The sequence below is a fragment of the Streptomyces sp. NPDC002793 genome, from assembly GCF_040295485.1.
GTDB lineage: Bacteria > Actinomycetota > Actinomycetes > Streptomycetales > Streptomycetaceae > Streptomyces.
Map to the genome: position 1 here is coordinate 198,761 of NZ_JBEOVL010000012.1, position 20,946 is coordinate 219,706.

Here is a 20,946-nt window from a genome sequence, read left to right on the forward strand (position 1 = left end):
GGTCGCCCAGGTGTCCGGCCTGACCGGTGAGTGAGGACGGGCGCGCGTGGCACGTCGAGGAGCGGCCCGAGGCGCCGGCGACCGCAAGCGGTCCGAGCGTCGGCAGGAGTCCGTCTCCGCGACGGTCGACGGGGGCCTCGCCGAGCTCGTGCCCGACCGTGAACGCCCACGCGCCCGGACCCTGCTGCTGGACGGCGCCCCGCAGTCCCACGTGGACCTGGACGACCCCGCGCACCTCTCCTTCGCGTACCAGCGCAGGCTCGGCCACGTCATCGATCTGTGCGCGCCGCCGGGACGGCCCCTCCAGGCCGTCCACCTGGGTGGCGGGGCCTTCACCCTCGCCCGGTACATCGCCGCGAGCCGCCCCCGCTCCACCCAGCAGATCGTGGAGATCGACGCACCCCTGGTGCAACTGGTGCGGCGGGAGCTGCCGTTGGACCCGCAGGCCCGCATACGCGTCCGTTCGGTGGACGCCCGCGCCGGGCTGGAGAAGATCCAGGACGGCTGGGCGGACCTCGTCATCGCCGATGTCTTCGGCGGGGCCCGCACCCCCGCGCACCTCACCTCCGCCGAATTCCTCACCGACGTACGCCGCGTGCTGAGACCCGGCGGCCAGTACGCCGCCAACCTCGCCGACGGCCCGCCCCTCGCACACCTGCGCGGCCAGATCGCCACGGCCGCGTCACTCTTCCCCGAGCTGGCCCTGGCCGCCGATCCGGCCGTCTGGCGAGGCCGCCTCTTCGGCAACGCCGTCCTGGTCGCCTGCGACCTGCCGATCGCCGTCGCCGAACTGTCCCGGCGGGTCGCGAGCGACCCGCACCCCGGCCGGGTCGAACACGGCCGCGCGCTGACCGACTTCACGGGTGGCGCCGCCGTCGTCACCGACGCGGGAGCCAAGCCGTCCCCGGCCCCGCCGCCCGACGCGTTCTCGTGAGCGCTACTGCTCCACCGTCTCCACGATCGGCGGATGGCCGTTCCAGGTGCAGAAGACGGAGACCGTCGCGCCCGCCCCGTCGCTGAAGTCCACCCGGATCCACGCCGGATTCGTCCACACCTGCATCGACCAGCCCGTCTCCGGTGTCGCCGAGACCAGCTTCGCCGAATCGTCCGCCAGCTCCAGGACGACCCTGCCCCCGCGCGTCGGGTAACTCCGCACCGTGCCCGCGGCCGGCGCGGCCGAGGACGTCGCCGGACCCGGGTCGGGGCGCGCGGCCGGCGGACGGGAGGACGGCTTCCGCGAGGGACGGGAGGACGGTGCGGGCGGGGGCGTGGCACGGGAGGTCGTGGCGCTCGGCGAGGGCGAGGGCAGCGCGCGGTGCGTGGAGGACGACACCGGCCGGCCCGTCTCCTGTCCGCCCCGCGCCTCCACCGAGATCGGCACGGCACGCGGAGGGTCGTACGCCGTACCCGACATGACCGTGTGGACCCCCCACCAGGACAGCGTGACCGCCGCACCGGTGGCGAGCGACCACGCGATCGCGTGTACGAGTCCTCGTTGCATCGGGCACATCCTGCCACCCGCGAGGAAGCCGTCCTGGACGGCACCCTGTTCCCCCGTATGGGTTACGGTGCGGCGCATGCCTAGTGTGCTCGTGGTCGAGGACGACCAGTTCGTACGTTCCGCCCTCATCCGGCACCTGACAGAGGCCTCGCACACCGTACGGAGCGTCGGCACCGCGCTCGAAGCGCTGCGCGAGGTCGCGCACTTCCGCTTCGACGTCGTCATCCTCGACCTGGGGCTGCCCGACCTCGACGGTGCCGAGGCCCTGAAGATGCTGCGTTCCATCACCGACGTGCCCGTGATCATCGCGACCGCGCGGGACGACGAGGCCGAGATAGTCAGGCTGCTCAACGACGGCGCCGACGACTATCTGACCAAGCCCTTCTCGGTGGAGCACCTCTCCGCCCGCATGGCGGCCGTCCTGCGCCGCACCCGGGGGCCCGGCGCCGAGGCCCCGCCGCCACGCGTCATCCAGGTCGGCGGACTCTCCGTCGACCCGCTGCGCCGCCAGGCCGAACTGGACGGCACCGCACTGGACCTGACCCGCCGTGAATTCGATCTGCTGGCCTTCCTCGCCGGGCGCCCCGGCGTCGTCGTGCCGCGCCGCGAGCTGCTGGCCGAGGTCTGGAAGCAGTCCTACGGAGACGACCAGACCATCGACGTCCATCTCTCCTGGCTCCGCCGCAAGCTGGGGGAGACGGCTGCACGCCCGCGCTATCTGCACACCCTGCGCGGCGTCGGCGTCAAGCTCGAACCCCCGGCCACGGGGCCGTCCGCATGAGATGGGCGCTGGTCAAGGTCTGCCTGGCCGTCACCGCCATGGTCGTGATCGCGTTCGCCGTGCCGCTCGGACTCGTCATCAAGGAGATGGCCCGTGACCGCGCCTTCTCCGACGCCGAGCGGCAGGCCGCCACCATCGGCCCCACCCTCACCATCACCACCGACCGCGAAGAGCTGACCCGGGCCGTCCTGTCCACCGAGCCCGGCGGCCGGGGACACCTCGCGGTCCACGTCCCCGCAGCCGAACAGGGCGGCGACCCCCTGGAGATCGGCACCCGGCGCGCCACCCGCGAGGACCTGGAGACCGTCGGCACGTCCGGCCGTGCCGCCATCGCCGAGGTGCCCGGCGGCTCCGCGCTGCTCCAGCCCACCGCGCTCGGCTCCGGTGGCATCGCGGTCGTCGAGGTGTTCGTGCCCGAGGACGAGGTCTCCCACGGCGTCGGCACGGCCTGGCTGGTGCTCGCCGGTGTCGGTGTCGCGCTGATCGTCGGCTCGGTGGCCGTGGCCGACCGGCTCGGCGTACGGATGGTGGAACCTGCCCAGCGGCTCGCGGGCGCCGCCCAGGACCTGGGAGAGGGCCGGCTGGGGACCCGGGTGCCCGAGGAGGGCCCGACCGAACTCCGCTCCGCCGCGGTCGCGTTCAACTCGATGGCGGACCAGGTGGTCCAGCTCCTGGCCAACGAGCGCGAACTGGCCGCCGACCTCTCGCACCGGCTCCGCACCCCGCTGACCGTCCTCCGCCTCAACGCCGCCTCGCTGGGGGAGGGACCCGCCGCCGAGCAGACCAGGGCCGCCGTCGAGCAACTGGAGCACGAGGTCGACACGATCATCCGTACGGCGCGGGAGCAGCGCCCGCAGACCCAGGGCGGGCAGCAGGGCGCGGGAGCCGGATGCGACGCCTCCGAGGTCATCAGGGAACGCATGGGGTTCTGGTCGGCGCTGGCCGAGGACGAGGGGCGCACGGTGCGCCTCGCGGGCGTGGACCGCACCGTACGGATTCCGGTGGCCCGGCCCGAACTGGCGGCGGCGCTCGACGCGTTGCTCGGCAACGTCTTCCGGCACACCCCGGAAGGCACCGCCTTCGCCGTCGACGTGCACCACAGTGGTGACGCGGTGCTCGTGCTGGTCTCGGACGCCGGACCCGGCATACCCGATCCGGAATCCGCCCTGGCCCGGGGCGCCAGCGGGAGGAGCGGGGCGCGGGGCGCCGTCGGATCGACCGGCCTCGGCCTCGACATCGTCCGCAGGGTCGCGGAATCCACCGGCGGCGACCTGCGGATCGGCCGCTCGGTGCTCGGGGGTGCGGAGGTACGCATCTGGATCGGGCTCGACGGCGGCCCTGCCGAGCGTGCGCGCCGGGGGCACCGGGTGGGGCGGCGCGGAGGGCGGCGGGGGCCACGCGGAGTGAAGGGACGGAACGCTGAGTTCCGTCATGGCCCGGGGTCCGGCGCCGACCTTTAACCGGCGCCCATCTCCTCCTTAAGCGAACCCTAAGAACGGCACCGGGAGTCCGATCGGCGGCATGTGCCCGGTTCGCGACGGCTAGCGTGCAGGATGCAGTCACCCCCTCGGACCGTCCTCGACCCGCGCGCCCCGGCCGGCCCCCCACTCCCCCCACACCCGGCCGGGGCGCGCCGCACCGCCTCACCCCTCCGTTCCCGTCGAGGGTTCCGTTGTGTCCGCCCTCGTCCCACCCGTACGGAAGGAAGCGGAACCCTCCTGTCCCACTGTGGAGTTCGGGGAAAGAACACGGAAACACCCCATGACCCCTCTGTGTGCCCCGTGACGCCCCTGCCCCGTTCATCTTCCGGCGGGCGCCTCCGGCCGGCGGGCGCTGTCGGCGGCCTTTCGGGCGTGGCTCGGAAAACCGCGCCCCGCGCCGGTCCGCTCGGCGACAGGAGACCCGGATCGTGGCCCAACACCCCTTTGACCTGCGGCAATTGAGGATCGCGCGCTCGGCGCATGCAGGGTGTGAAGGTAAACGCAAGCCCTCGGTCGGACACGTTCCCGTGACTTGCAGGACACACTCGGGCAACGGAAGCGTCTTCAACTCTTGACACCCACCCCCCTGAGGCAGCAATCTTCCGGCATCAGCGCATGGGAGCGCTCCCATATCGAACGAGGTTTTTCGCTCGTGCGGGGACGGCACGGCCCATGCCCTCTCCGTACCCCTGGCACCCGCACCCACCAGCGCGTATGCCGAGCAGATGAACGCCAGTCCCACCCTGGAACAAGGAGTAGTGGAATGCGCATCACCCGCACCGTCGCAGGTCGAAGCCGCAGAACCGCCGTCATGGCTACCACGGGCCTCACGGCCGCCGCCCTGCTGCTGACCGGCTGCGGCGATTCCGACTCGGATTCCGAAGGGGCCGACGCGAACGGGAACATCACCCTGACCGTGGCCGACTTCGGGCAGTTCGGCTACAAGGAAGCCGGGCTCTTCGAGAAGTATCACGAGCTGCACCCGAACATCACGGTCAAGGCGAACACCGCGGCCGAAGAGCCGGTCTACTACACCAAGTTCCTCCAGCAGCTCAACACGGGCAGCGGTCTGGCCGACGTGCACGGCATCGAGGTCGGCCGGGCCAAGGAGCTCGTCGACACCAAGGCGGACGCCTTCGCCGACCTCTCCAAGGTGGTCGACACCGACCAGTGGGTGAACTGGAAGGCGCTGCAGGCGACCACCGACGACGGCAAGGTCATCGGCGCGGGGACCGACATCGGCCCGATGTCCATCTGCTACCGCCGCGACCTGTTCGAGCAGGCCGGACTGCCCACCGACCGCGAGGAAGTCGCCGCGAAGTTCGCGGGCGGCTGGGGGGACTACCTCAAGCTCGGTGAGGAGTACAAGAAGAAGGCACCCAAGGGCACCTTCTTCATGGACTCCGCCAGCGCGATGTACAACGGAGTGGTCAGCTCCAACTCGGAGCAGTACTACGCCAAGAACGGCGACCCGATCTACAAGGAGAGCGCCGGCGTCAAGGAGGGCTGGAAGCTCGCCTCCGAGGCGGTCGACAAGAAGCTGACCCAGGGCCTGGCCCAGTTCCAGGACCCGTGGAAGGCCGCTCTCCGCCAGGGCACCATGGCGACCATCGCCTGTCCCGCATGGATGGCCGCGCAGATCGCCGAGTACTCCGGTGACGAGTTCAAGGGCAAGTGGGACATCAGCCGTGCCCCGGGCGACACCGCGGCCAACTGGGGTGGCTCCTTCCTCTCCGTGCCCGCCAAGGGCAAGCACGTCAAGGAGGCGGGTGAGCTCGTCAAGTGGCTGACCGCGCCGGAGCAGCAGGCCGCCGTGTTCAAGGCCGCGGGCCTCTTCCCGTCGAACAAGGGTGCCTACGACCTCCCCGACGTGAAGACCGCCGAGCTGGAGTACTTCAACAACGCCCCGATCGGTGAGATCTACGCCGCATCGGCCAACATCATCCCTGCCGCCGTTCTCGGCCCGAAGGACGGCAACATCAAGGACACCTTCTCCAAGCAGATCAACAACATGGAGCAGCGGGGCACCAAGCCGGACGCCGCCTGGGACGCCGCCATCGACGCCATCGACAAGGTGGTCGGCTGATCCTCCGCCGGTGCGGGCGGCGGGACGTCCACGCGTCCTGCCGCCCGCGCCGGTGCCGGTCCACCCGCCGGCACCGCGCACCTTCCGACACCCGCATCCGACCTGACACAGGTCCGGCCTGCCCCTGCGGTGTCGGCACACCCAGGGAAGGACTCCCACCCGTGGCAACCACGACCCCCACCCGGAGCGCGCGCGGCCCCCAGGGCGGCGGACGCGCTCCGAAGCCCATGACCCCCGGCCGCCAGGCGTGGCGCAGCCGGCTCTGGCGCTTCGACGACAAGGCGTCGCCGTACGCCTACATCGCCCCGTTCTTCCTCGTCTTCGCCGCCTTCGGGCTGTATCCGCTGATCTACACCGGCTGGATCGCCCTGCACAAGGTGGAGATGACCAGCCTCGACCAGATGGAATGGGTCGGCTGGGAGAACTTCAGCACCATCCTCCAGGACTCCGAGTTCTGGACCTCCGTCACCAACACCTTCGTCATCGGCGTCATCTCGACGGTGCCGCAGCTGATGATGGCGCTGGGCCTGGCCCACCTGCTGAACTACAAACTGCGCGCCAGCACCTTCTGGCGCACGGTGATCCTCACCCCGTACGCCACCTCGGTGGCCTCCGCGGCCATCGTCTTCGCCCTGGTGTTCCGGGCGGACGGCGGTCTCCTGAACTGGGTCCTCGGCTTCTTCGGCGCCGGCGAGACGAACTGGGTCAACGGTCACTGGACGTCCAACATCGCCATCGCCGTCATCGTGATCTGGCGCTGGACGGGCTACAACACGCTGATCTACCTCGCCGCCATGCAGGCCGTCCCGTCCGATCTGTACGAAGCCGCCTCGCTCGACGGCGCCTCGCGCTGGCAGCAGTTCCGCAACGTGACGATCCCGGCGCTGCGACCGACGATCCTCTTCACGATCGTCATCTCGACCATCGGCTCGATGCAGCTGTTCGGAGAGCCCCTCCTGCTGGAGGGCGGCACCAACGGCGCGACGGGCGGCACCGAGAACCAGTACGAGACGCTCAGCATCTACCTCTACAACTACGGCTGGAACCTCGGACACCTCGGTAAGGCCGCCGCGGTCGCCTGGGCCATGCTCGTCCTGCTGCTGCTCATTGCCGCGATCAACTGGCTCATCGGGCGCTACGTGCGCAAGACCGCGGCCTGACGGGGAGCGATACACATGACCACCACCAGCCCCATGACCGCGCCGGACCACCGCCGCGTCTCCAAGGCCCCCGCCGGCGGCGAGAGCCCGCGCCGCCGCCGCTTCAAGCCCGGCGCCGGCCGCCAGCACCACGCGGGCCCCTTCGCCTACTTCGCCCTCGCCGTCGTCGGCTTCGGCTCGCTGTTCCCCCTGTACTGGACGCTCGTGGCCGCGTCCCGGACCCAGGACGAGATCCTGGACACCACGCCGCCGCTCCTCCCGGGCGGCAACCTGCTCCACAACCTCGAGGCGGCCTGGGAACAGGCCAACCTCGGCAAGGCCATCGTCAACACGGTGATCGTGTCCTCCAGCATCACCCTGGCGACCCTGTTCTTCTGCACGCTGGCCGGATACGCCTTCGCCAAGATGCGCTTCAAGGGCCGCGGCGTCCTGATGACGATGGTCATCGCCACGCTGACGATCCCCCCGCAGCTCAGCGTCGTGCCGCTGTTCATGATGATGTCGGACATCGGCTGGGGCGGTCAGCTGGAGTCGGTGATCTTCCCGACCCTGGTGAGTGCCTTCGGTGTGTTCTTCATGCGTCAGTACCTCATCGAGGCACTGCCGTACGAGCTCATCGAGGCGGGCAGGATGGACGGGGCGAACAACCTGCGCATCGTGTGGAGCATCGTGCTTCCGGTCGCCCGTCCGGCGATGATGGTGCTCGGCATGCTCACCTTCGTCCAGGCCTGGAACGACTTCTTCTGGCCGTACCTCGCACTGAACCAGGAAACCCCCACGCTCCAGGTGGCACTCGGCCTGCTGAGCGCGTCCTACGTGCCCGACCAGAGCATCGTGATGGCGGGCGCGCTGATCAGTACCCTGCCGCTGCTCGTCGTCTTCGTGATCTTCGGCAAGCAGATCGTCGGGGGAATCATGTCCGGCGCCGTCAAGGGCTGACCCGGCCTCCGGCCCGGTCCGAACCCGGTCCGCTGTTACGTACCCGGTCCGGCCCGGCCGTACCGTACGACCTGTACCTGACCAGGCCGTACGGGGCCGGGCCCTCGCACTTCCCGTCCCTGTCCCTCCACTCATGGGAGCGCTCCCGCATGACTGCCGTACGACCCGACACCACCCCGAAGCAGGCACCCGAGGCACAGTTCCCCACGGGCTTCATCTGGGGTGCGGCGACCGCCTCCTACCAGGTCGAGGGCGCCGCAGCCGAGGACGGCCGCACGCCGTCCATCTGGGACACCTTCAGCCGTACGCCCGGCAAGGTCCGCAACGGCGACACCGGCGACATCGCCGCCGACCACTACCACCGCTACCGTGACGACGTCGCGCTCATGAAGCAGCTCGGGCTCAAGGCCTACCGCTTCTCCGTCTCCTGGTCCCGGGTCCAGCCCACCGGCCGTGGTCCGGCCGTCGAACGCGGCCTGGACTTCTACCGCAAGCTCGTCGACGAGCTGCTGGACGCGGGCATCATGCCCGTCGCCACCCTCTACCACTGGGACCTGCCGCAGGAGCTCGAGGACGCCGGCGGCTGGCCCGAGCGCGTGACCGCCGACCGGTTCGCCGACTACGCCGCGATCGTCTCCGGCGCCCTCGGTGACCGCGTCGGCATGTGGACCACCCTCAACGAGCCGTGGTGCTCGGCCTACCTCGGTTACGGCTCGGGCGTGCACGCCCCCGGCCGCACCGAGCCCGCAGCCGCCCTGCAGGCGGCCCACCACCTCAACCTCGCCCATGGCCGGGCGATCGAGGTTCTGCGCGCCCAACTCCCCGCTGCTGCGCAGACCTCGGTCACCCTCAACCTCCACCAGGTCCGCCCGCTCACCGGCAGCGAGGCCGACGCGGACGCCGCCCGCCGCATCGACGCGGTCGGCAACCGGATCTTCACCGGCCCGATGCTGCGCGGCGAGTACCCCGAGGACCTCATCACCGACACCTCGCACCTGGTGGACTGGTCGAAGCTGGTCAAGGACGGCGACCTCGCCACCATCTCCCGTCCCGTGGACGCCCTCGGCATCAACTACTACACGCCGACCCTGGTCTCCACGCCGGTGGAAGGCGCCAGTTACGCGCGCAGCGACGCCCACGGCGCCAGTCAGCACTCGCCCTGGCCCGGTTCCGAGCACGTCGCGTTCCACCTCGCCGAGGGGAAGGAGCGCACCGCGATGGACTGGTCCATCGACCCCGACGGGCTCTACAACCTGCTCATGGACGTCACCAGGGACCACCCCGGTCTCCCGCTGATGGTCACCGAGAACGGCGCCGCGTTCGACGACTACGTCTCTCCCGAGGGCAAGGTCCAGGACCCCGAGCGGGTCGCGTACCTGCACGGTCATCTCGACGCCGTCCAGCGGGCCGTCGCCGACGGCGCCGATGTCCGCGGCTACTTCCTCTGGTCGCTGATGGACAACTTCGAGTGGGCGTACGGCTACTCGAAGCGCTTCGGCGCGGTGTACGTCGACTACGCCTCGCAGCGCCGCATCCCCAAGGCGAGTGCCCACTGGTACTCCGACGTGATCCGCCGCCACGCGCTGCCCCCGGTCGGCACCGTCTGACCGAGACCGCGCACGACCAGCGGGAACAGCGGGGCCCGGCACACCGCCGGGTCCCGCTTTCTCATGCCCGCCTCAGGCCCGCCTTACGTGTTCGTCATCCGGACCCCGTACCCTTGGGAGCGCTCCCAAGGGTAAAGCGCTTCGAAGGACCGAGGGGTCCGGCCGGGCGTCAGGGGATCGGACGGTGGGACTTGGTTTGGCCAACCCGCTGTGAGAAATTGACCGCGAACGGGAGGCAGCCATGGCGGCAGCGCGAGTACGGAGTGGCGGGCGGCCCACGCTCGAAGAGGTAGCGGCCCGGGCCGGAGTGGGGCGGGGCACGGCCTCACGCGTCATCAACGGCTCGCCGCGGGTCAGCGTACAGACCCGGGAGGCCGTCGAAGCGGCCGTCGCCGAGCTCGGTTACGTCCCCAACCGCGCGGCCCGCGCCCTCGCGGGCAACCGCACGGACGCCATCGCCCTCGTCGTCCCCGAGTCCGAGACCCGGTTCTTCGCCGAGCCGTACTTCTCCGACATCGTGCGCGGCGTCGGGGCCGCCCTCGCCGACACCGAGATGCAGCTGCTCCTGACCCTCGCGGGCAACGACCGCGAGCGCCGTCGGCTGGCCCAGTACCTCACCGCGCACCGGGTCGACGGGGTGCTCCTGGTCTCCGTCCACGCCGACGACCCACTGCCGGACCTCCTCGAACAGCTCGGCATGCCCTCCGTGATCAGCGGTCGCAGGCACGCGGCGGAGACGCTGCCCTCCGTCGACTCCGACAACTTCGAGGGCGCCCGCGCGGCCGTCGACCACTTCATCGCGCGGGGCCGCCGCTCCATCGCCACGATCACCGGCCGCCTGGACGTCTACGGCGCACAACGCCGCCTGGACGGCTACCGCAAGGCCCTCGCCGACGCCGGCCTCGACCCGGACGAACGGCTCATCGCCCCGGCCGACTTCAGCGAGGAGGGCGGAGCCCGGGCGATGCGTGAGCTGCTGGAGCGCCGCCCCGACGTGGACGCGGTCTTCGCGGCCTCCGACGTGATGGCGGCGGGAGCCCGCCAGGTCCTGCGCGAGTCGGGCCGCCGCATCCCGGACGACGTGGCCCTGATCGGCTTCGACGACTCCGCGGTGGCCCGCCACATGGACCCGCCCCTGACGAGTGTGCGCCAGCCGATCGAGGAGATGGGCCGCACGATGACCCGCGTCCTGCTCCAGGAGATCGCGAGCCGCTCGTCGGCGGACACCGCGGAGGGCCGCCCGAGGATCGTGCTTCCCACGGAGCTGGTGGTGCGGGAGTCGTCCTGACCGGCGATGGCGTGGATGGGGCGAGTATCACGGGTGGGCTGTAGCCGTGTCCGTCCCGCAGGGCGAAGGCCGTGATTGCGGGCAGCCGTACCGGCCGAGCGTGTTTCACAACTTCTCCATGAAGCATCCACTCGGCCGATAGGATTCGCGGCGTCCGGCGAATGTGTGACGCACCACACGACGTCACGCACCGACCTGCCGCGCGTGCGCTCCGGTCCGGCAGCGCACATGGGGGGCACGCATGCAGAAGATGGTCAGAGGCGCGAACGTCGGGCTGGCCGCGCTCAGCGACGAGGTCGGCTCCGTGACGATGAGTCTGGGGTGGAACAGTCCGTCGGGCGAGGGGGACGCGGACGTTTCCCTGTGGTTGCTCGACGGCGACGGCAAGGTGCGCGGCGACGCCGACTTCTGTTTCCACAACAACCCGGTCGTCGGCAACGGCAGTGTCCAACTGCTCGGGAAGGCTCCCACGGCCGACGGCTACGAGGATCGCCTCGGCTTCGATCTCGACGCGGTACCGCCCGAGGTCGAGCGGATCGTGGTGGCCGCGAGCCGTTACGGAGGATCCCATTTCGGGGATCTCAACGACCTCTACCTGACGCTTACGGACAGCTCCGGGGACCGTCTGGTCCAGTTCTCCGTCGACGACGCGGGCGCCGTGCGCGCCTTCATCTTCGGAGAGCTCTACCGGCGCACCGGCGGGTGGAAGTTCCGTGCCGTCGGGCAGGGGTACGCGTCCGGGCTTGCCGGGCTGGCGACCGACTTCGGCGTCGACATCGATGACGACGCCTGGGCGGCGGTGCCCTCACCCCGGGCGCCTGAGCCCGATTCCACGTCCCCGGCGAGCGAGGGGGAAGCGAGGAGCCAGGAGGATCCGGCGGAGCAACCCGTGACCGAAGCTCCACTCGGCACCGCTGACGCCGAGGGCGACGACGAAGCCGACCGGAAGGCCGTCGAGCGTGAGCGGGCCGAACTGCGGGAGTTCATCAAGGGGCTGAGCCCGGACGACATCAAGTCGGGCGGCTGGTTCACCAAGCTGAGCGCCCAGGCCCTGAGCTCCTACACCGACAAGGTCGACTGGCAGTACTTCCAGGAGCGGTACGCGGGCGTACCCGCGGATGCCGTCGTCGCTCAGCGCATCAAGATGGCGGCCCGGTACGCCGCGCTCGAAGGCGGGCTCTCCGCCGGGGCCTACTCGGCGGCCGTCATCGCCACCCTCGGGAGCCTCGGTGGCGCCTCGGCCGCCACCGTCCCGGCCGCCGTCGCGACCATGATGGTCGACGTCGCGTTCGTCACCCGGCTCCAACTCCGCCTGGCCTACGACGTGGCGGTCCTCTACCGGGTCCCCCTCGATCTGTCCGACCCCGACGACATGTGGAAGCTCATTCGCGTGGCCTTCACGATCAAGAGCGGGGAGATGGTCAAGGAAGGCGTGACCAAGGCGGTCCCGGCGATCATCCGGCCGGTGATCAAGCGTTTCTACTCCGGAGGGGTACTGAGCGCCGCGAAGGGGCTGCCCGTCGTCGGGAAGTACCTCCTGCAGCGAAACGTCATCAAGATCGGCATCCCCATGGTCGGCGTTCCCCTCGCGGTGGTGTTGAACCGCTACACGACGCTGCTCGCGGGGCGGCACGCGCAAGCCGTCTTCCGGAACGAGGCGCGGGTGATCGAAGTCGCCGAGGGGCTGAGCGGGCGCAGTCAGCACCCGCAGTTGCTGCTGTGGGTCGCATGGCTCGTCATCATGGCCGACAAGAAGATCGCGGACGACGAGGCGCTCTTGATCCGGCACCTGGTGAGGCTGGTCCGGGACCAGCATCACGTGGTCGACGAACAGCTCGCACAGCTGGTCGACATCGACCCCGCCGAGGTGTGGCGACGTCTGGATGCCGAGCCGGGGGATCTGCGCGACATCGTCGACGCGGCGGAGCGGGTGGCCACCGTGGACGGTGACGTCAACGCGCCCGAGAAGGCCGTCATCGGCGAGCTTCGCGACCGCTGCCGTCGGGGCTGACACCGGTCGTCCTCGCACGCGCGGGAGGGCCGACCGTGCTCTGTCGGCCCTCCCGGGGGTCGGTGCGTGCCGTGGTCCGGTCAGATCCGGCCACCGGTGAGGCGGGTGATCGGGCCGGTGTGGGCCCTGGCCGTCTGGCGGCCGAGGGCGAACGCGCCGCCCACGAGACCGCCGAGGCCCGCTGCGGCGCCCACGGCTATGGCCTTGCGGTGCTTGACGACGGTCCACGCGGTGGTCGCCTTCGACGTCACCTTGCCCGCCGTGTCCAGGACGGTCTGCCGGCTCGTGTCCCAGCCTGCGGCAGCGGCCCGTTTCGTCGCCAGGCCCGCCGACCGTACGCCGGATTCCGCCGACTCGGCGGCGTCCTGCGCCGATGACTTGGCCTTCGAGGCTGCGACCGCCGAGCCGGACCTGGCCTGGTGCCCGGCCGCCGCAGTGGTCTGTCGCCCCTTGGCGGCGGCCGTCCGGGCACCCGTACCGGCCTTCGCCGCAGAACCGTTCATGTTCTTCTTGGATTCTTCGCTCTCTGCAGTCATGGTGTTCGTGTTACCTCTCGACGCGGCTCGAAACGGGCTGACGGAGGTCAGCCGGAATCCCGGGGAAGCAGCGAACCCAGCGGGCCGAGGTCCAGGTTGAGGTCCTCCATGGTGAGGTCGTAGCGCTCGCAGAGCTCCGTCATCCGGTCCTGGAGGATCATCAGCGTCATCCCGATGCGCTCCTCCTGGTCCTCACGCAGATCGCCCACGTCGACCCGGTGCAGAGCGGTGCGCTCCATGAGCTGGCGCAGCAGCTCGACGATCGTCAGCACCAGCTTGATCAGATCGCGTTCCACGGTCTCCGGGTCGGTCTCCAGACGCTGCGCCGGACCGCTGCGTGAGCCGGGCCCGTCGGGACCGGCGGGCACGAGGTCGAAGGCGTGGGCCGCGGCCTGCGCGACCTCCTGGAGGCTCGTCGCCCGTGTGGGCGGGGCCACCGTTTCCTGGGGTTGCTCGGGCATGGGGAACTCCTCGCTCGTCGTCACCACGGCGCCGGTTCCTCCGACGTGACCGACCGGATCACGGCTCGCAGGTTGATGTGCACGAGGTCGACGTCGGCGACGGAGAGCACCAGGTCTCCCGTGAGCACCGCGCCGCCGTTCAGCAGCCGGTCCAGCAGGTCGATGAGCGCCACCTGGCGCCCGGCCAGGGACTCTATGGAGTCGTCGTCGGTCATCGCGGCTCACCGGCGTCCGCCGCGGGCGGAGTGGCGAAGGAGTAGGGCGCCCAGGGGCCCGTGATCTCCACGCGTACGCCCGGTACGTCGTCGGCGAGCCCGGTGAGCGCCGCGCGGAAGGCGTCGGCCTGTGCGCCGTCGACCAGATAGGCGTCGTTGACGATGTTCTCGCCGGCGGCCTGGGCCAGTTCTCCCTGCTGCGGGCGGTGCGTGACGTGCGCCCTGGCGATGCCGGCCACCCGGGCGGTCACCTCGGCGGCCACCGTGCCCGCCGCCCGGTAGGTCTGACGGTGATTCCGCTGCTGGGCACGGCGCCGCTGCAGATAGGCCCGCCCCGGGCTCGCCACCGTGTCCGTCTCCGGCCCGCCGCTGCCCACCGTGACGGCCTCGCGCGGGTCGGCGTAGACCTTCACGCCGAGCTCGACGTGGCCTTCGAGGCGGGCGAGCAGAGCGGTGAACTCCGGCTCGCGTGCGCCGAGCATCGCGCGTACGCGACCGTCGTCGAGGTAGACCGTCGCCAGGCGCAGGGGCAGCACGGTCGCGTGCCCGTACGCCGCCGCGACGACCGTGTGGTGGGTACGGGCCAGCACCTCCAGCCGGTCGAGGTCCTCCATCTGGGCCTGCACCCCCTCGGCTCCGTACAGGGCGGAGGGGACGGACGAGACCAGGGCCACGAGGTCCCCGGCCCGGACCGCCCGCAGAGGGTTCCCCTCCAGGCCCTGCTGCCCGGTGAGCGCGGTGTCGAGGGGGGTTCCGGCGCGGCAGACGGCGTAGACGTACGCCATGGCCGGGTCCGTCGCTGTGGTCGCTTCCGCAGTCACTTCGGCTCCTCACCTTCCGCGTGCGCGGTCTGCCCGGCCGGAAGCCCCGCAGCGGCGCGCAGCTCGGCTATCTCGGCGCGCAACCGCGCGTTCTCCGTTTCGACCTGGTCCGCCGCCGAAGCGGCACGCACCTCCGGCTTCTGCTCGGCGGGACGGGCCCGGGACGACAGCGAGGGATCGTGCTCCCACCAGTCGATGCCCATCTCCTTGGCCTTGTCGACCGAGGCGACCAGCAACCGCAGCTTGATCGTCAGGAGTTCGATGTCGAGCAGATTGATCTGGATGTCACCCGCGATGACAACACCCTTGTCCAGGACGCGTTCGAGGATGTCGGCCAGATTCGCCGAGGACTGCTGCTGGCCGTACGGGGACGCTGCCGAGGAGGAGGCCCCCATCCGGCCGGCCAGTGAGTCGGTCACGTCGGATCAGTCCCCTCGTGCTGTGGGCGGAGCATGTCAGCGGCGTGCGGAGGCGGTACGGCGCCGGGTGCGCGGGGCCGGCTCCTCGGTCTCGTCGTCAAGCGGCTCCTCCTCCGCTTCCTCGTCCTCGTAGCCGTCCTCGGGTACTTCGTCCTCGTCCTCGCCCGCTTCTTCCTCACCCTCGTCCTCCTCGCCCTCTTCTTCCGGCGGGAGTTCCTCGTCCTCGTCGGCGTACTCCGCGTCCTCGTCCTCGGCGTGCTCGGCCTCCGCCTCTGCGTCACCGCGCTCGGGCTCCTCCGCCTCGGAGCGGTGCTCCTCCTCGACGGCCTCGTCGTGCCCCAGCACGACCTCTCCGTCGCGGATCTCACCGCGCCAGCCGTCGGTCGCTTCGCCGCGCATCATGAGGAACTTGCGGTACAGCTTCAGATCGAGGCGGGCCCTGCGGCCCTGGGCGCGCCAGATGTTGCCGGTCTTCTCGAACAGCCCCTTGGGGAAGTACTCGAGGACGAGCAGAACCCGGGTCAGGTCGTCGGTGAGGGCGTGGAACGTCACCACCCCCCTGACCGTCCCCTTGGCGCCTTCGGTCGTCCAGGTGATCCGTTCGTCCGGCACCTGTTCGGTGACGTTGGCCTTCCAACTCCGCGTGGACTTGGCGACCTTCACCTTCCAGTTGCTGCTGGTGTCGTCGGCCTTCTCGACACTCACGACGCCCTTGGCGAAGGTGCTGAACTCCTGGAACTGCGTCCACTGGTCGTAGGCCTCGCGTACGGGCACACCGACGTCGATGTCCTCGGAGATGGTGACGCTCTTCGACTTGCCTCCGCCGCCCTTGCGCCCCTTGCCGAACAATCCCTTGACCTTGTCCTTGAGCGCGTCCTTCACATGCGCGGCACCGGCGCCGACCGCCGCCTGTGCCGGTGACTTGCCCTCGCTGAGCGCCTCGCCACCCTTGGCGAGGCTCCTCACCGCGCCGCCGGGGGAGGCCTTGCCGTCCGCGAGTCTGCCGACGCCTTCGCCGAGCTTGTGGCCGAGGTCGGTGACCGCGTGCTGGGCCCGGGCCCGGAGATAGTTCTGCAGCTCCTCCTTGAGACGGTCGGTGGCGGGGTTCTTCACCACGTCGTCCTTGAGCTTGCTGAAAGCGGTGTCGGTCATCAGCTGTCACCCCGTCCCCCACGCGCACCCGACGAGGCCGTCCTGCGTGCTCCGGAGGTGGCCTTGCGGGCGGCCGGAGCGGCCTTCTTCCTGGCGCCGCCTGCGGGCCTGGACGCCTTCTTGGCGGCGGTGGTGCGGCGCGGGGCCGGCTTCTCGTCGGTGTCCTCGTCCGCAGTGCCCCCGTCCGCCGTGTCGTCGTCGGTGTCCTCGTCCTGCGGTTCCTCCGCCCGTCCGCCGGACGGATCGTCGAGTTCGAGGGTGCGCTTGCGCAGGGAGTCGGCGAGGCCGGTCGCGCGGTCCGTGAGGGCGTTGGTGGCGGCCGTCTTCGTGGCGCCCACCAACTCGTTGCGGACCTGGTCGTTGAGCGTGCCGAGGAGCGGCGAATCGGTCAGCATCCTGCCGAGCTGCTTCGGGTCCAGACTCAGCTTCTTGCCGGCCAGGAACATACCGAAGCCGATCGCCAGCTTGGCCTTCTTCGTACGTCCCAGTAGGTAGCCACCCACCAGGGCCACGCCTATCTTTGCATTGCCCGTCATCTGTCGAACACCTCAATCTCCCGAGATCAGGAGTTGTCGTTCAGACGTCTCCGGTAGTTCTCACATTCGGTGAGCCTGTCCAGTAGTTCGTCCTCACGTCGGTCGAATTCTTCCTCGTCGATGCTGCCGCTCAGAAGTTCACGTTCCAGCTCCGCCAGTCGGTCACGGACGGGTCCCGGGTCGTAATGCTCACGTTCGGCCGCCAGCACCACTTGATCGAGAACCCATACCGTCCCGCGCACCGGAGCCAGCGGAAGGGTGAGCAGCTGTGAGATCAGGCCCATGTGCGTCAGACGAAGCTGTAGGGCGGGAGCGGTCCGTTGAGGGAGAACGCGTAGTCGTCACCCCGGCGCTCGGCTTCCTCATGGACGGCCTGCGAGAATGCGGAGGCCTTGTCCCGTGGCACGAGGTAGGAAACGTTCAGGAAATGGGTATTCGTGGGCTCTCCTTCGGAAGTCCGCTCCGCGGCGGACGCGAGTGCGCTCGCCACTTCCCTTCCCACGGCTTCCTGTCGTGCCTGGACCTCATGCGAGACGAGTTCGCCGAGAGCCATCTTCCGGTCCTGTGCACCCGGATTCTGCCGTGTGTACTCGCTGAGCTGCCTGGCCTCCGGTGACCCCATGAGAATTTCCCGCAGCAGGCTCTCCTCGTCGCGCGCAACCTTCACGTTGTATTCGAGGCGTCCGTCCAATTCGGAAAGGCGGGCCGTGTAACCGTCCTTTCCCTGATCGAGCGCCGCGCGGACCTGTTCGTCGTCGGGCCCCACGAGACCGAACCGCATCGGCAGCGCCGCGCCGTCGGCCATCAGCCGCTCCAGCACGCTCTGGTGCGCGACGAGGTCACGTCGCTTCGCCCGCAGCCCGTCCGGCGCGTCACTGACGACCGCGCCGAGGGTGTCCGTCATGACGGTACGCAGGTCCGAGGCCGGTTCCCCGACACCGGACAGGCCGTCGAGCCGCAGGGGGTGGTCGGCTGCGGTGATGGCGTAGATGTAGGTCGGCATGCCTTACTCCTCCCGCCGCTGGGCCGTCCGGCGGCTGCTGCTCGAAGCGGAGGTCTTGCGCGCCGGCCGCTTCTCCTTCTCCTGGTCGTCGGAGTCGTCACGGCCGCCCTGGAGGGAGTCGGTGAAGGCTTCGACCGCGCCGGTCAGCGCGCCCTTCGACTTTCCCTTGGCGCCGCTCTCCATCGTGTCGCCGACTATGTCGGTCAGCTGGGTGGGTGCCTTACGGCCCGATTCCAGGTCCAGCCGGTTGCACGCTTCGGCGAAGCGCAGATACGTGTCCACACTGGCCACGACGACACGGACATCGATCTTGAGGATCTCGATCCCGACGAGCGAGACACGGACGAAGGCATCGATGACGAGCCCCCTGTCGAGAATGAGCTCAAGGACGTCGTAGAGATTTCCGGATCCGCCCCCGGTGTTGCTGGTGGCATTGCTCTGTTGCACGAGACTCATGGTCGGTCTTCCTTCCAATGAGTTGTTCTCTGCGGTCACGCCTGCTCGCCGGTCCGATCAGCGGTCGACCTGTCCGCGCGAGTAGCGTCGAATTCGTTCGTACCCCACGAGTTGACCCTGGCCGTCGAGGTTCACGCGATAGGAGGCCATGACACTCATGGTGTCGGGGATCTTCTCGATCTCGACGACTTCCACGTGTGCCGTCCAGCCGTCTTCCGTCGCATTCAGCGAAGACACCGAATCGGGTGAGCGCTGAAGGAGCCGGGCCAACTGCTCGGATGCGTTCCGCATTGCCGTGGAGACATCGACCCGGCCGCCGCTTCCGGAATCTTTCCTGGTGTTCTCGCTCGTCGCCATCTGTTTCACCTGCCGCGCGTCATGGTGGCTTCCTGTCAGTTCGTTCGGTCCAGTTGTTCGTGTGGGGATGCAGTTCGCGTGCCCATGAGATGCGGACGTATGCATGGGCTTTTGCCGCGCCTCCCGAGAGACGCTCGGGTACGGAGAAGGCCCGACCTGTCAGCGCAGGCCGGGCCTTGATCATTCAGCCGGGAGGGGCGGACGGCACCTGGGAGCGCCTCCTGCAGGAGGCCCGGGGTCGCAGCCGACGCGGCGGGCCGGATTGACCGGGACGCCTCGGTGGACTCCACCGTCGTACGCACCGCACCGCACCGCCACTCGCCGGGGCGGGCGCAGCCACTTCGACAGCGTGATCGGGGGACGCCGAAGTCGGCGGCGGCGACGGCCGGCCGAGGCAGCTCGGTTGTCACCGATGAGGCATCCCGCGTGTCACACGTCGGAGTTCCCGGGCGCCCCGGCTGTGCTCTGCTCAGGGCTGAGCCCTTCCACAGCGAGGCGGAAGAGGCGGCCGGCCTGGATATCGGGGTCCTTGTGGTGCTCGGTGGCCAGGGCGATGCCGACGGAGAGGGTCAGCAGGTCGTGGAAGGTGACGTGCGGTGCAACCGCCTTTTCGCGAATGGCCCGCTGGAGCAGGGGAGTTCCGGCCGCTTCGATTCGGCTGCCACAGCTGTTCGGGGAGGGCTCTTCGGTGGGGGGCTCGTAGCTGAGGATATGGGCGAATCCGCGGGCTGAGACGGCGTAGAGGACGAAGGCGTGGAGCCACTCCAGGAGTGCGGTGCGGCCGTCCTCGGTCGCACTCAGCCGGTGGGCGCGCTCGCACAGCCCCTCGATGCGTTCCTGGAAGACGGCTTCGAGGAGAGCGCGGCGGGTGGGGAAGTGCCGGCGCACGGTCGCCGAACCGACGCCTGCGGTACGGGCGATCTGCTCCTGGGATGCCTCGGCGCCGTGCGCGGCGACCTCGGCTTCGGCGACGGCGAGGATGCGCTGATAGTTGCGTCGGGCGTCCGAGCGCTGACCGGTCATGATCTCCTCATTGCTAAACGGCGGGCCCCGCCATATCTTAGCGGCATGCAAAACGGCGGGCCCCGCCGTTTTGCCTCTCCGATCCGTGAGGAGCGGCAACCATGCCCAGCAGCAGCGATATCGTCCTGGTCACCGGCGCCACCGGCCAGCAAGGTGGGGCCACGGCTCGCGCACTTCTGGCCGCCGAGGTGCCCGTACGCGCGCTCGTACGCGATCCGTCGTCGGAACCCGCCCAGGCGATCGAGGCGCTGGGCGCCGAACTGGTGCGGGCGGACCTTTCCGACCGGGCCTCCCTGGGCCCGGCGGTCGAGGGGGTCCGCGCGGTGTTCTCGGTGCAGATGCCGCCGATGACCGAGACCAGCGTGGACTTCGCGAGCGAACTCGCCCAGGCGACCAACCTGGTGGACGCGGCGATGACCGCAGGGGTACGGCAGTTCGTACAGTCCTCGACCAGTGGAGTCGGTGAACACAGCCGGGCCGCTGGCTGGGCCGAGGGCCGCTGGGCGGCGATGGCGGACTACTTCCACACCAAGCAGGCGATCATGGAGGCGGTGCGTGGTGCGGGGTTCGCCCGCTGGACGGTGATCAAGCCTGCCTTCTTCATGGAGAACCTGCCCCTGCTGGCGCCCAAGGGGCCCCGCGGCGGCCTGCTGACGGTACTGAAGCCGGACACCGAACTCGCCCTGGTGGCTGTGCAGGACATCGGCATGGCCGCAGCACACGCCCTCCGGGACCCCGACCGGTTCCACCAGGTGGAACTGGAACTGGCCGGCGACCTGCGCACGATGGAGCAGATCGCGCAGACCTTGTCCGCCGCCTGGGGCGTGCCCGTGACCGCGCCCTCCATGAACATGGAAGAGGCCCTCGGCGCCGGCATGCCGAAGTGGGGAGCCGGACACGAGTGGAACAACGTGGTCCTCCAGCCCGCCCGGCCCGCGTTCGCACAGGAGCTGGGCATCCCGCTCACCACGTTCGCCGAGTGGGCGGATGAGCAGTTGACACCCGTGTCCGGCTTCTAAGGGCTTGCAGGGAATCAAGGTGTTGCTTCCCGTTCCGGTTGTCGTTGTTGTGGTATGCGCATCGCGGACAGAACTCGTGACCAACTCGCCTTGA

At 69.9% G+C, this 20,946-nt stretch carries 23 protein-coding genes; 10 read left to right on the forward strand and 13 right to left on the reverse strand.

Going from position 1 to position 20,946, the window contains the following annotated elements; genetic code table 11:
- Nucleotides 1-46 precede the first annotated feature (46 nt).
- Nucleotides 47-934: a spermidine synthase gene (locus tag ABT001_RS14820; RefSeq protein WP_351276724.1), complete on the forward strand. Its 888-nt coding sequence runs from the start codon at nt 47-49 to the stop codon at nt 932-934.
- Nucleotides 935-937: 3 nt separating this feature from the next.
- On the opposite strand, the gene ABT001_RS14825 is transcribed toward ABT001_RS14820, so the two are convergent.
- Nucleotides 938-1,501, reverse strand: coding sequence for a hypothetical protein (locus ABT001_RS14825; RefSeq protein ID WP_351276799.1), 564 nt, complete (start codon nt 1,499-1,501; stop codon nt 938-940).
- 76 nt (nt 1,502-1,577) lie between these two features.
- Here ABT001_RS14825 and ABT001_RS14830 point away from each other — a divergent pair, with 76 nt between their 5' ends.
- The 8 genes from ABT001_RS14830 (at nt 1,578) to ABT001_RS14865 (ending at nt 12,854) form a co-directional block, all read left to right on the forward strand.
- Complete coding sequence (locus tag ABT001_RS14830) at nt 1,578-2,282, forward strand: response regulator transcription factor (protein WP_351276727.1); 705 nt, start codon at nt 1,578-1,580, stop codon at nt 2,280-2,282.
- Nucleotides 2,279-3,742, forward strand: a complete 1,464-nt coding sequence (locus ABT001_RS14835) for a sensor histidine kinase (protein WP_351276729.1) — start codon at nt 2,279-2,281, stop codon at nt 3,740-3,742. Before ABT001_RS14830 ends, ABT001_RS14835 begins: the two co-directional genes overlap by 4 nt.
- A gap of 784 nt (nt 3,743-4,526) precedes the next feature.
- Nucleotides 4,527-5,849, forward strand: a complete 1,323-nt coding sequence (locus tag ABT001_RS14840) for an ABC transporter substrate-binding protein (protein WP_351276732.1) — start codon at nt 4,527-4,529, stop codon at nt 5,847-5,849.
- 161 nt (nt 5,850-6,010) lie between these two features.
- A complete protein-coding gene (locus ABT001_RS14845; RefSeq protein WP_351276735.1) occupies nt 6,011-7,009 on the forward strand; it encodes a carbohydrate ABC transporter permease in 999 nt (332 codons plus the stop codon).
- A 15-nt stretch (nt 7,010-7,024) separates the two neighbouring features.
- Nucleotides 7,025-7,948, forward strand: a complete 924-nt coding sequence (locus ABT001_RS14850) for a carbohydrate ABC transporter permease (RefSeq protein ID WP_351276738.1) — start codon at nt 7,025-7,027, stop codon at nt 7,946-7,948.
- 149 nt (nt 7,949-8,097) lie between these two features.
- Nucleotides 8,098-9,555 (forward strand): GH1 family beta-glucosidase, encoded by a 1,458-nt coding sequence (locus ABT001_RS14855; RefSeq protein ID WP_351276740.1) that lies wholly within the window; start codon nt 8,098-8,100, stop codon nt 9,553-9,555.
- A 241-nt stretch (nt 9,556-9,796) separates the two neighbouring features.
- Complete coding sequence (locus tag ABT001_RS14860) at nt 9,797-10,843, forward strand: LacI family DNA-binding transcriptional regulator (RefSeq protein WP_351276743.1); 1,047 nt, start codon at nt 9,797-9,799, stop codon at nt 10,841-10,843.
- Between the two features lie 241 nt (nt 10,844-11,084).
- On the forward strand, nt 11,085-12,854 hold the full coding sequence (locus ABT001_RS14865; protein WP_351276746.1) for a TerD family protein: 1,770 nt from the start codon (nt 11,085-11,087) through the stop codon (nt 12,852-12,854).
- 80 nt (nt 12,855-12,934) lie between these two features.
- On the opposite strand, the gene ABT001_RS14870 is transcribed toward ABT001_RS14865, so the two are convergent.
- The 12 genes from ABT001_RS14870 to ABT001_RS14925 form a co-directional block, all read right to left on the reverse strand.
- The gene (locus ABT001_RS14870; protein WP_351276749.1) at nt 12,935-13,390 is read right to left on the reverse strand and encodes a hypothetical protein; all 456 of its coding nucleotides are present in this window, start codon (nt 13,388-13,390) and stop codon (nt 12,935-12,937) included.
- A gap of 47 nt (nt 13,391-13,437) precedes the next feature.
- Nucleotides 13,438-13,851: a gas vesicle protein K gene (locus tag ABT001_RS14875; RefSeq protein WP_351276752.1), complete on the reverse strand. Its 414-nt coding sequence runs from the start codon at nt 13,849-13,851 to the stop codon at nt 13,438-13,440.
- Nucleotides 13,852-13,871: 20 nt separating this feature from the next.
- Entirely contained in the window at nt 13,872-14,066 is a 195-nt protein-coding gene (locus ABT001_RS14880; RefSeq protein WP_351276755.1) for a gas vesicle protein, read from the reverse strand.
- Nucleotides 14,063-14,887, reverse strand: coding sequence for a GvpL/GvpF family gas vesicle protein (locus ABT001_RS14885; protein WP_351276758.1), 825 nt, complete (start codon nt 14,885-14,887; stop codon nt 14,063-14,065). The genes ABT001_RS14880 and ABT001_RS14885 overlap by 4 nt, the downstream gene beginning before the upstream one ends.
- A complete protein-coding gene (locus ABT001_RS14890; protein WP_351276760.1) occupies nt 14,884-15,306 on the reverse strand; it encodes a gas vesicle protein in 423 nt (140 codons plus the stop codon). The genes ABT001_RS14885 and ABT001_RS14890 overlap by 4 nt, the downstream gene beginning before the upstream one ends.
- A gap of 36 nt (nt 15,307-15,342) precedes the next feature.
- Nucleotides 15,343-16,458: an SRPBCC family protein gene (locus ABT001_RS14895; RefSeq protein ID WP_351276763.1), complete on the reverse strand. Its 1,116-nt coding sequence runs from the start codon at nt 16,456-16,458 to the stop codon at nt 15,343-15,345.
- Nucleotides 16,458-16,994 carry a hypothetical protein gene (locus ABT001_RS14900; protein WP_351276766.1) on the reverse strand — a complete coding sequence of 179 codons (537 nt, stop codon included), beginning with the start codon at nt 16,992-16,994 and terminating at the stop codon, nt 16,458-16,460. The genes ABT001_RS14895 and ABT001_RS14900 overlap by 1 nt, the downstream gene beginning before the upstream one ends.
- Before the next feature lie 26 nt (nt 16,995-17,020).
- Nucleotides 17,021-17,278 (reverse strand): gas vesicle protein GvpG, encoded by a 258-nt coding sequence (locus tag ABT001_RS14905; protein ID WP_351276769.1) that lies wholly within the window; start codon nt 17,276-17,278, stop codon nt 17,021-17,023.
- A gap of 5 nt (nt 17,279-17,283) precedes the next feature.
- Nucleotides 17,284-17,997, reverse strand: coding sequence for a GvpL/GvpF family gas vesicle protein (locus tag ABT001_RS14910; protein WP_351276772.1), 714 nt, complete (start codon nt 17,995-17,997; stop codon nt 17,284-17,286).
- Between the two features lie 3 nt (nt 17,998-18,000).
- Nucleotides 18,001-18,453, reverse strand: coding sequence for a gas vesicle structural protein GvpA (locus ABT001_RS14915; RefSeq protein WP_351276775.1), 453 nt, complete (start codon nt 18,451-18,453; stop codon nt 18,001-18,003).
- A gap of 57 nt (nt 18,454-18,510) precedes the next feature.
- The gene (locus ABT001_RS14920; protein ID WP_351276778.1) at nt 18,511-18,810 is read right to left on the reverse strand and encodes a gas vesicle protein GvpO; all 300 of its coding nucleotides are present in this window, start codon (nt 18,808-18,810) and stop codon (nt 18,511-18,513) included.
- A 429-nt stretch (nt 18,811-19,239) separates the two neighbouring features.
- Nucleotides 19,240-19,833: a TetR/AcrR family transcriptional regulator gene (locus ABT001_RS14925; protein ID WP_351276780.1), complete on the reverse strand. Its 594-nt coding sequence runs from the start codon at nt 19,831-19,833 to the stop codon at nt 19,240-19,242.
- 101 nt (nt 19,834-19,934) lie between these two features.
- On the opposite strand from ABT001_RS14925, the gene ABT001_RS14930 reads away from it, so the two are divergent.
- Entirely contained in the window at nt 19,935-20,852 is a 918-nt protein-coding gene (locus ABT001_RS14930) for an NmrA/HSCARG family protein (RefSeq protein ID WP_351276783.1), read from the forward strand.
- Nucleotides 20,853-20,946: the final 94 nt, after the last annotated feature.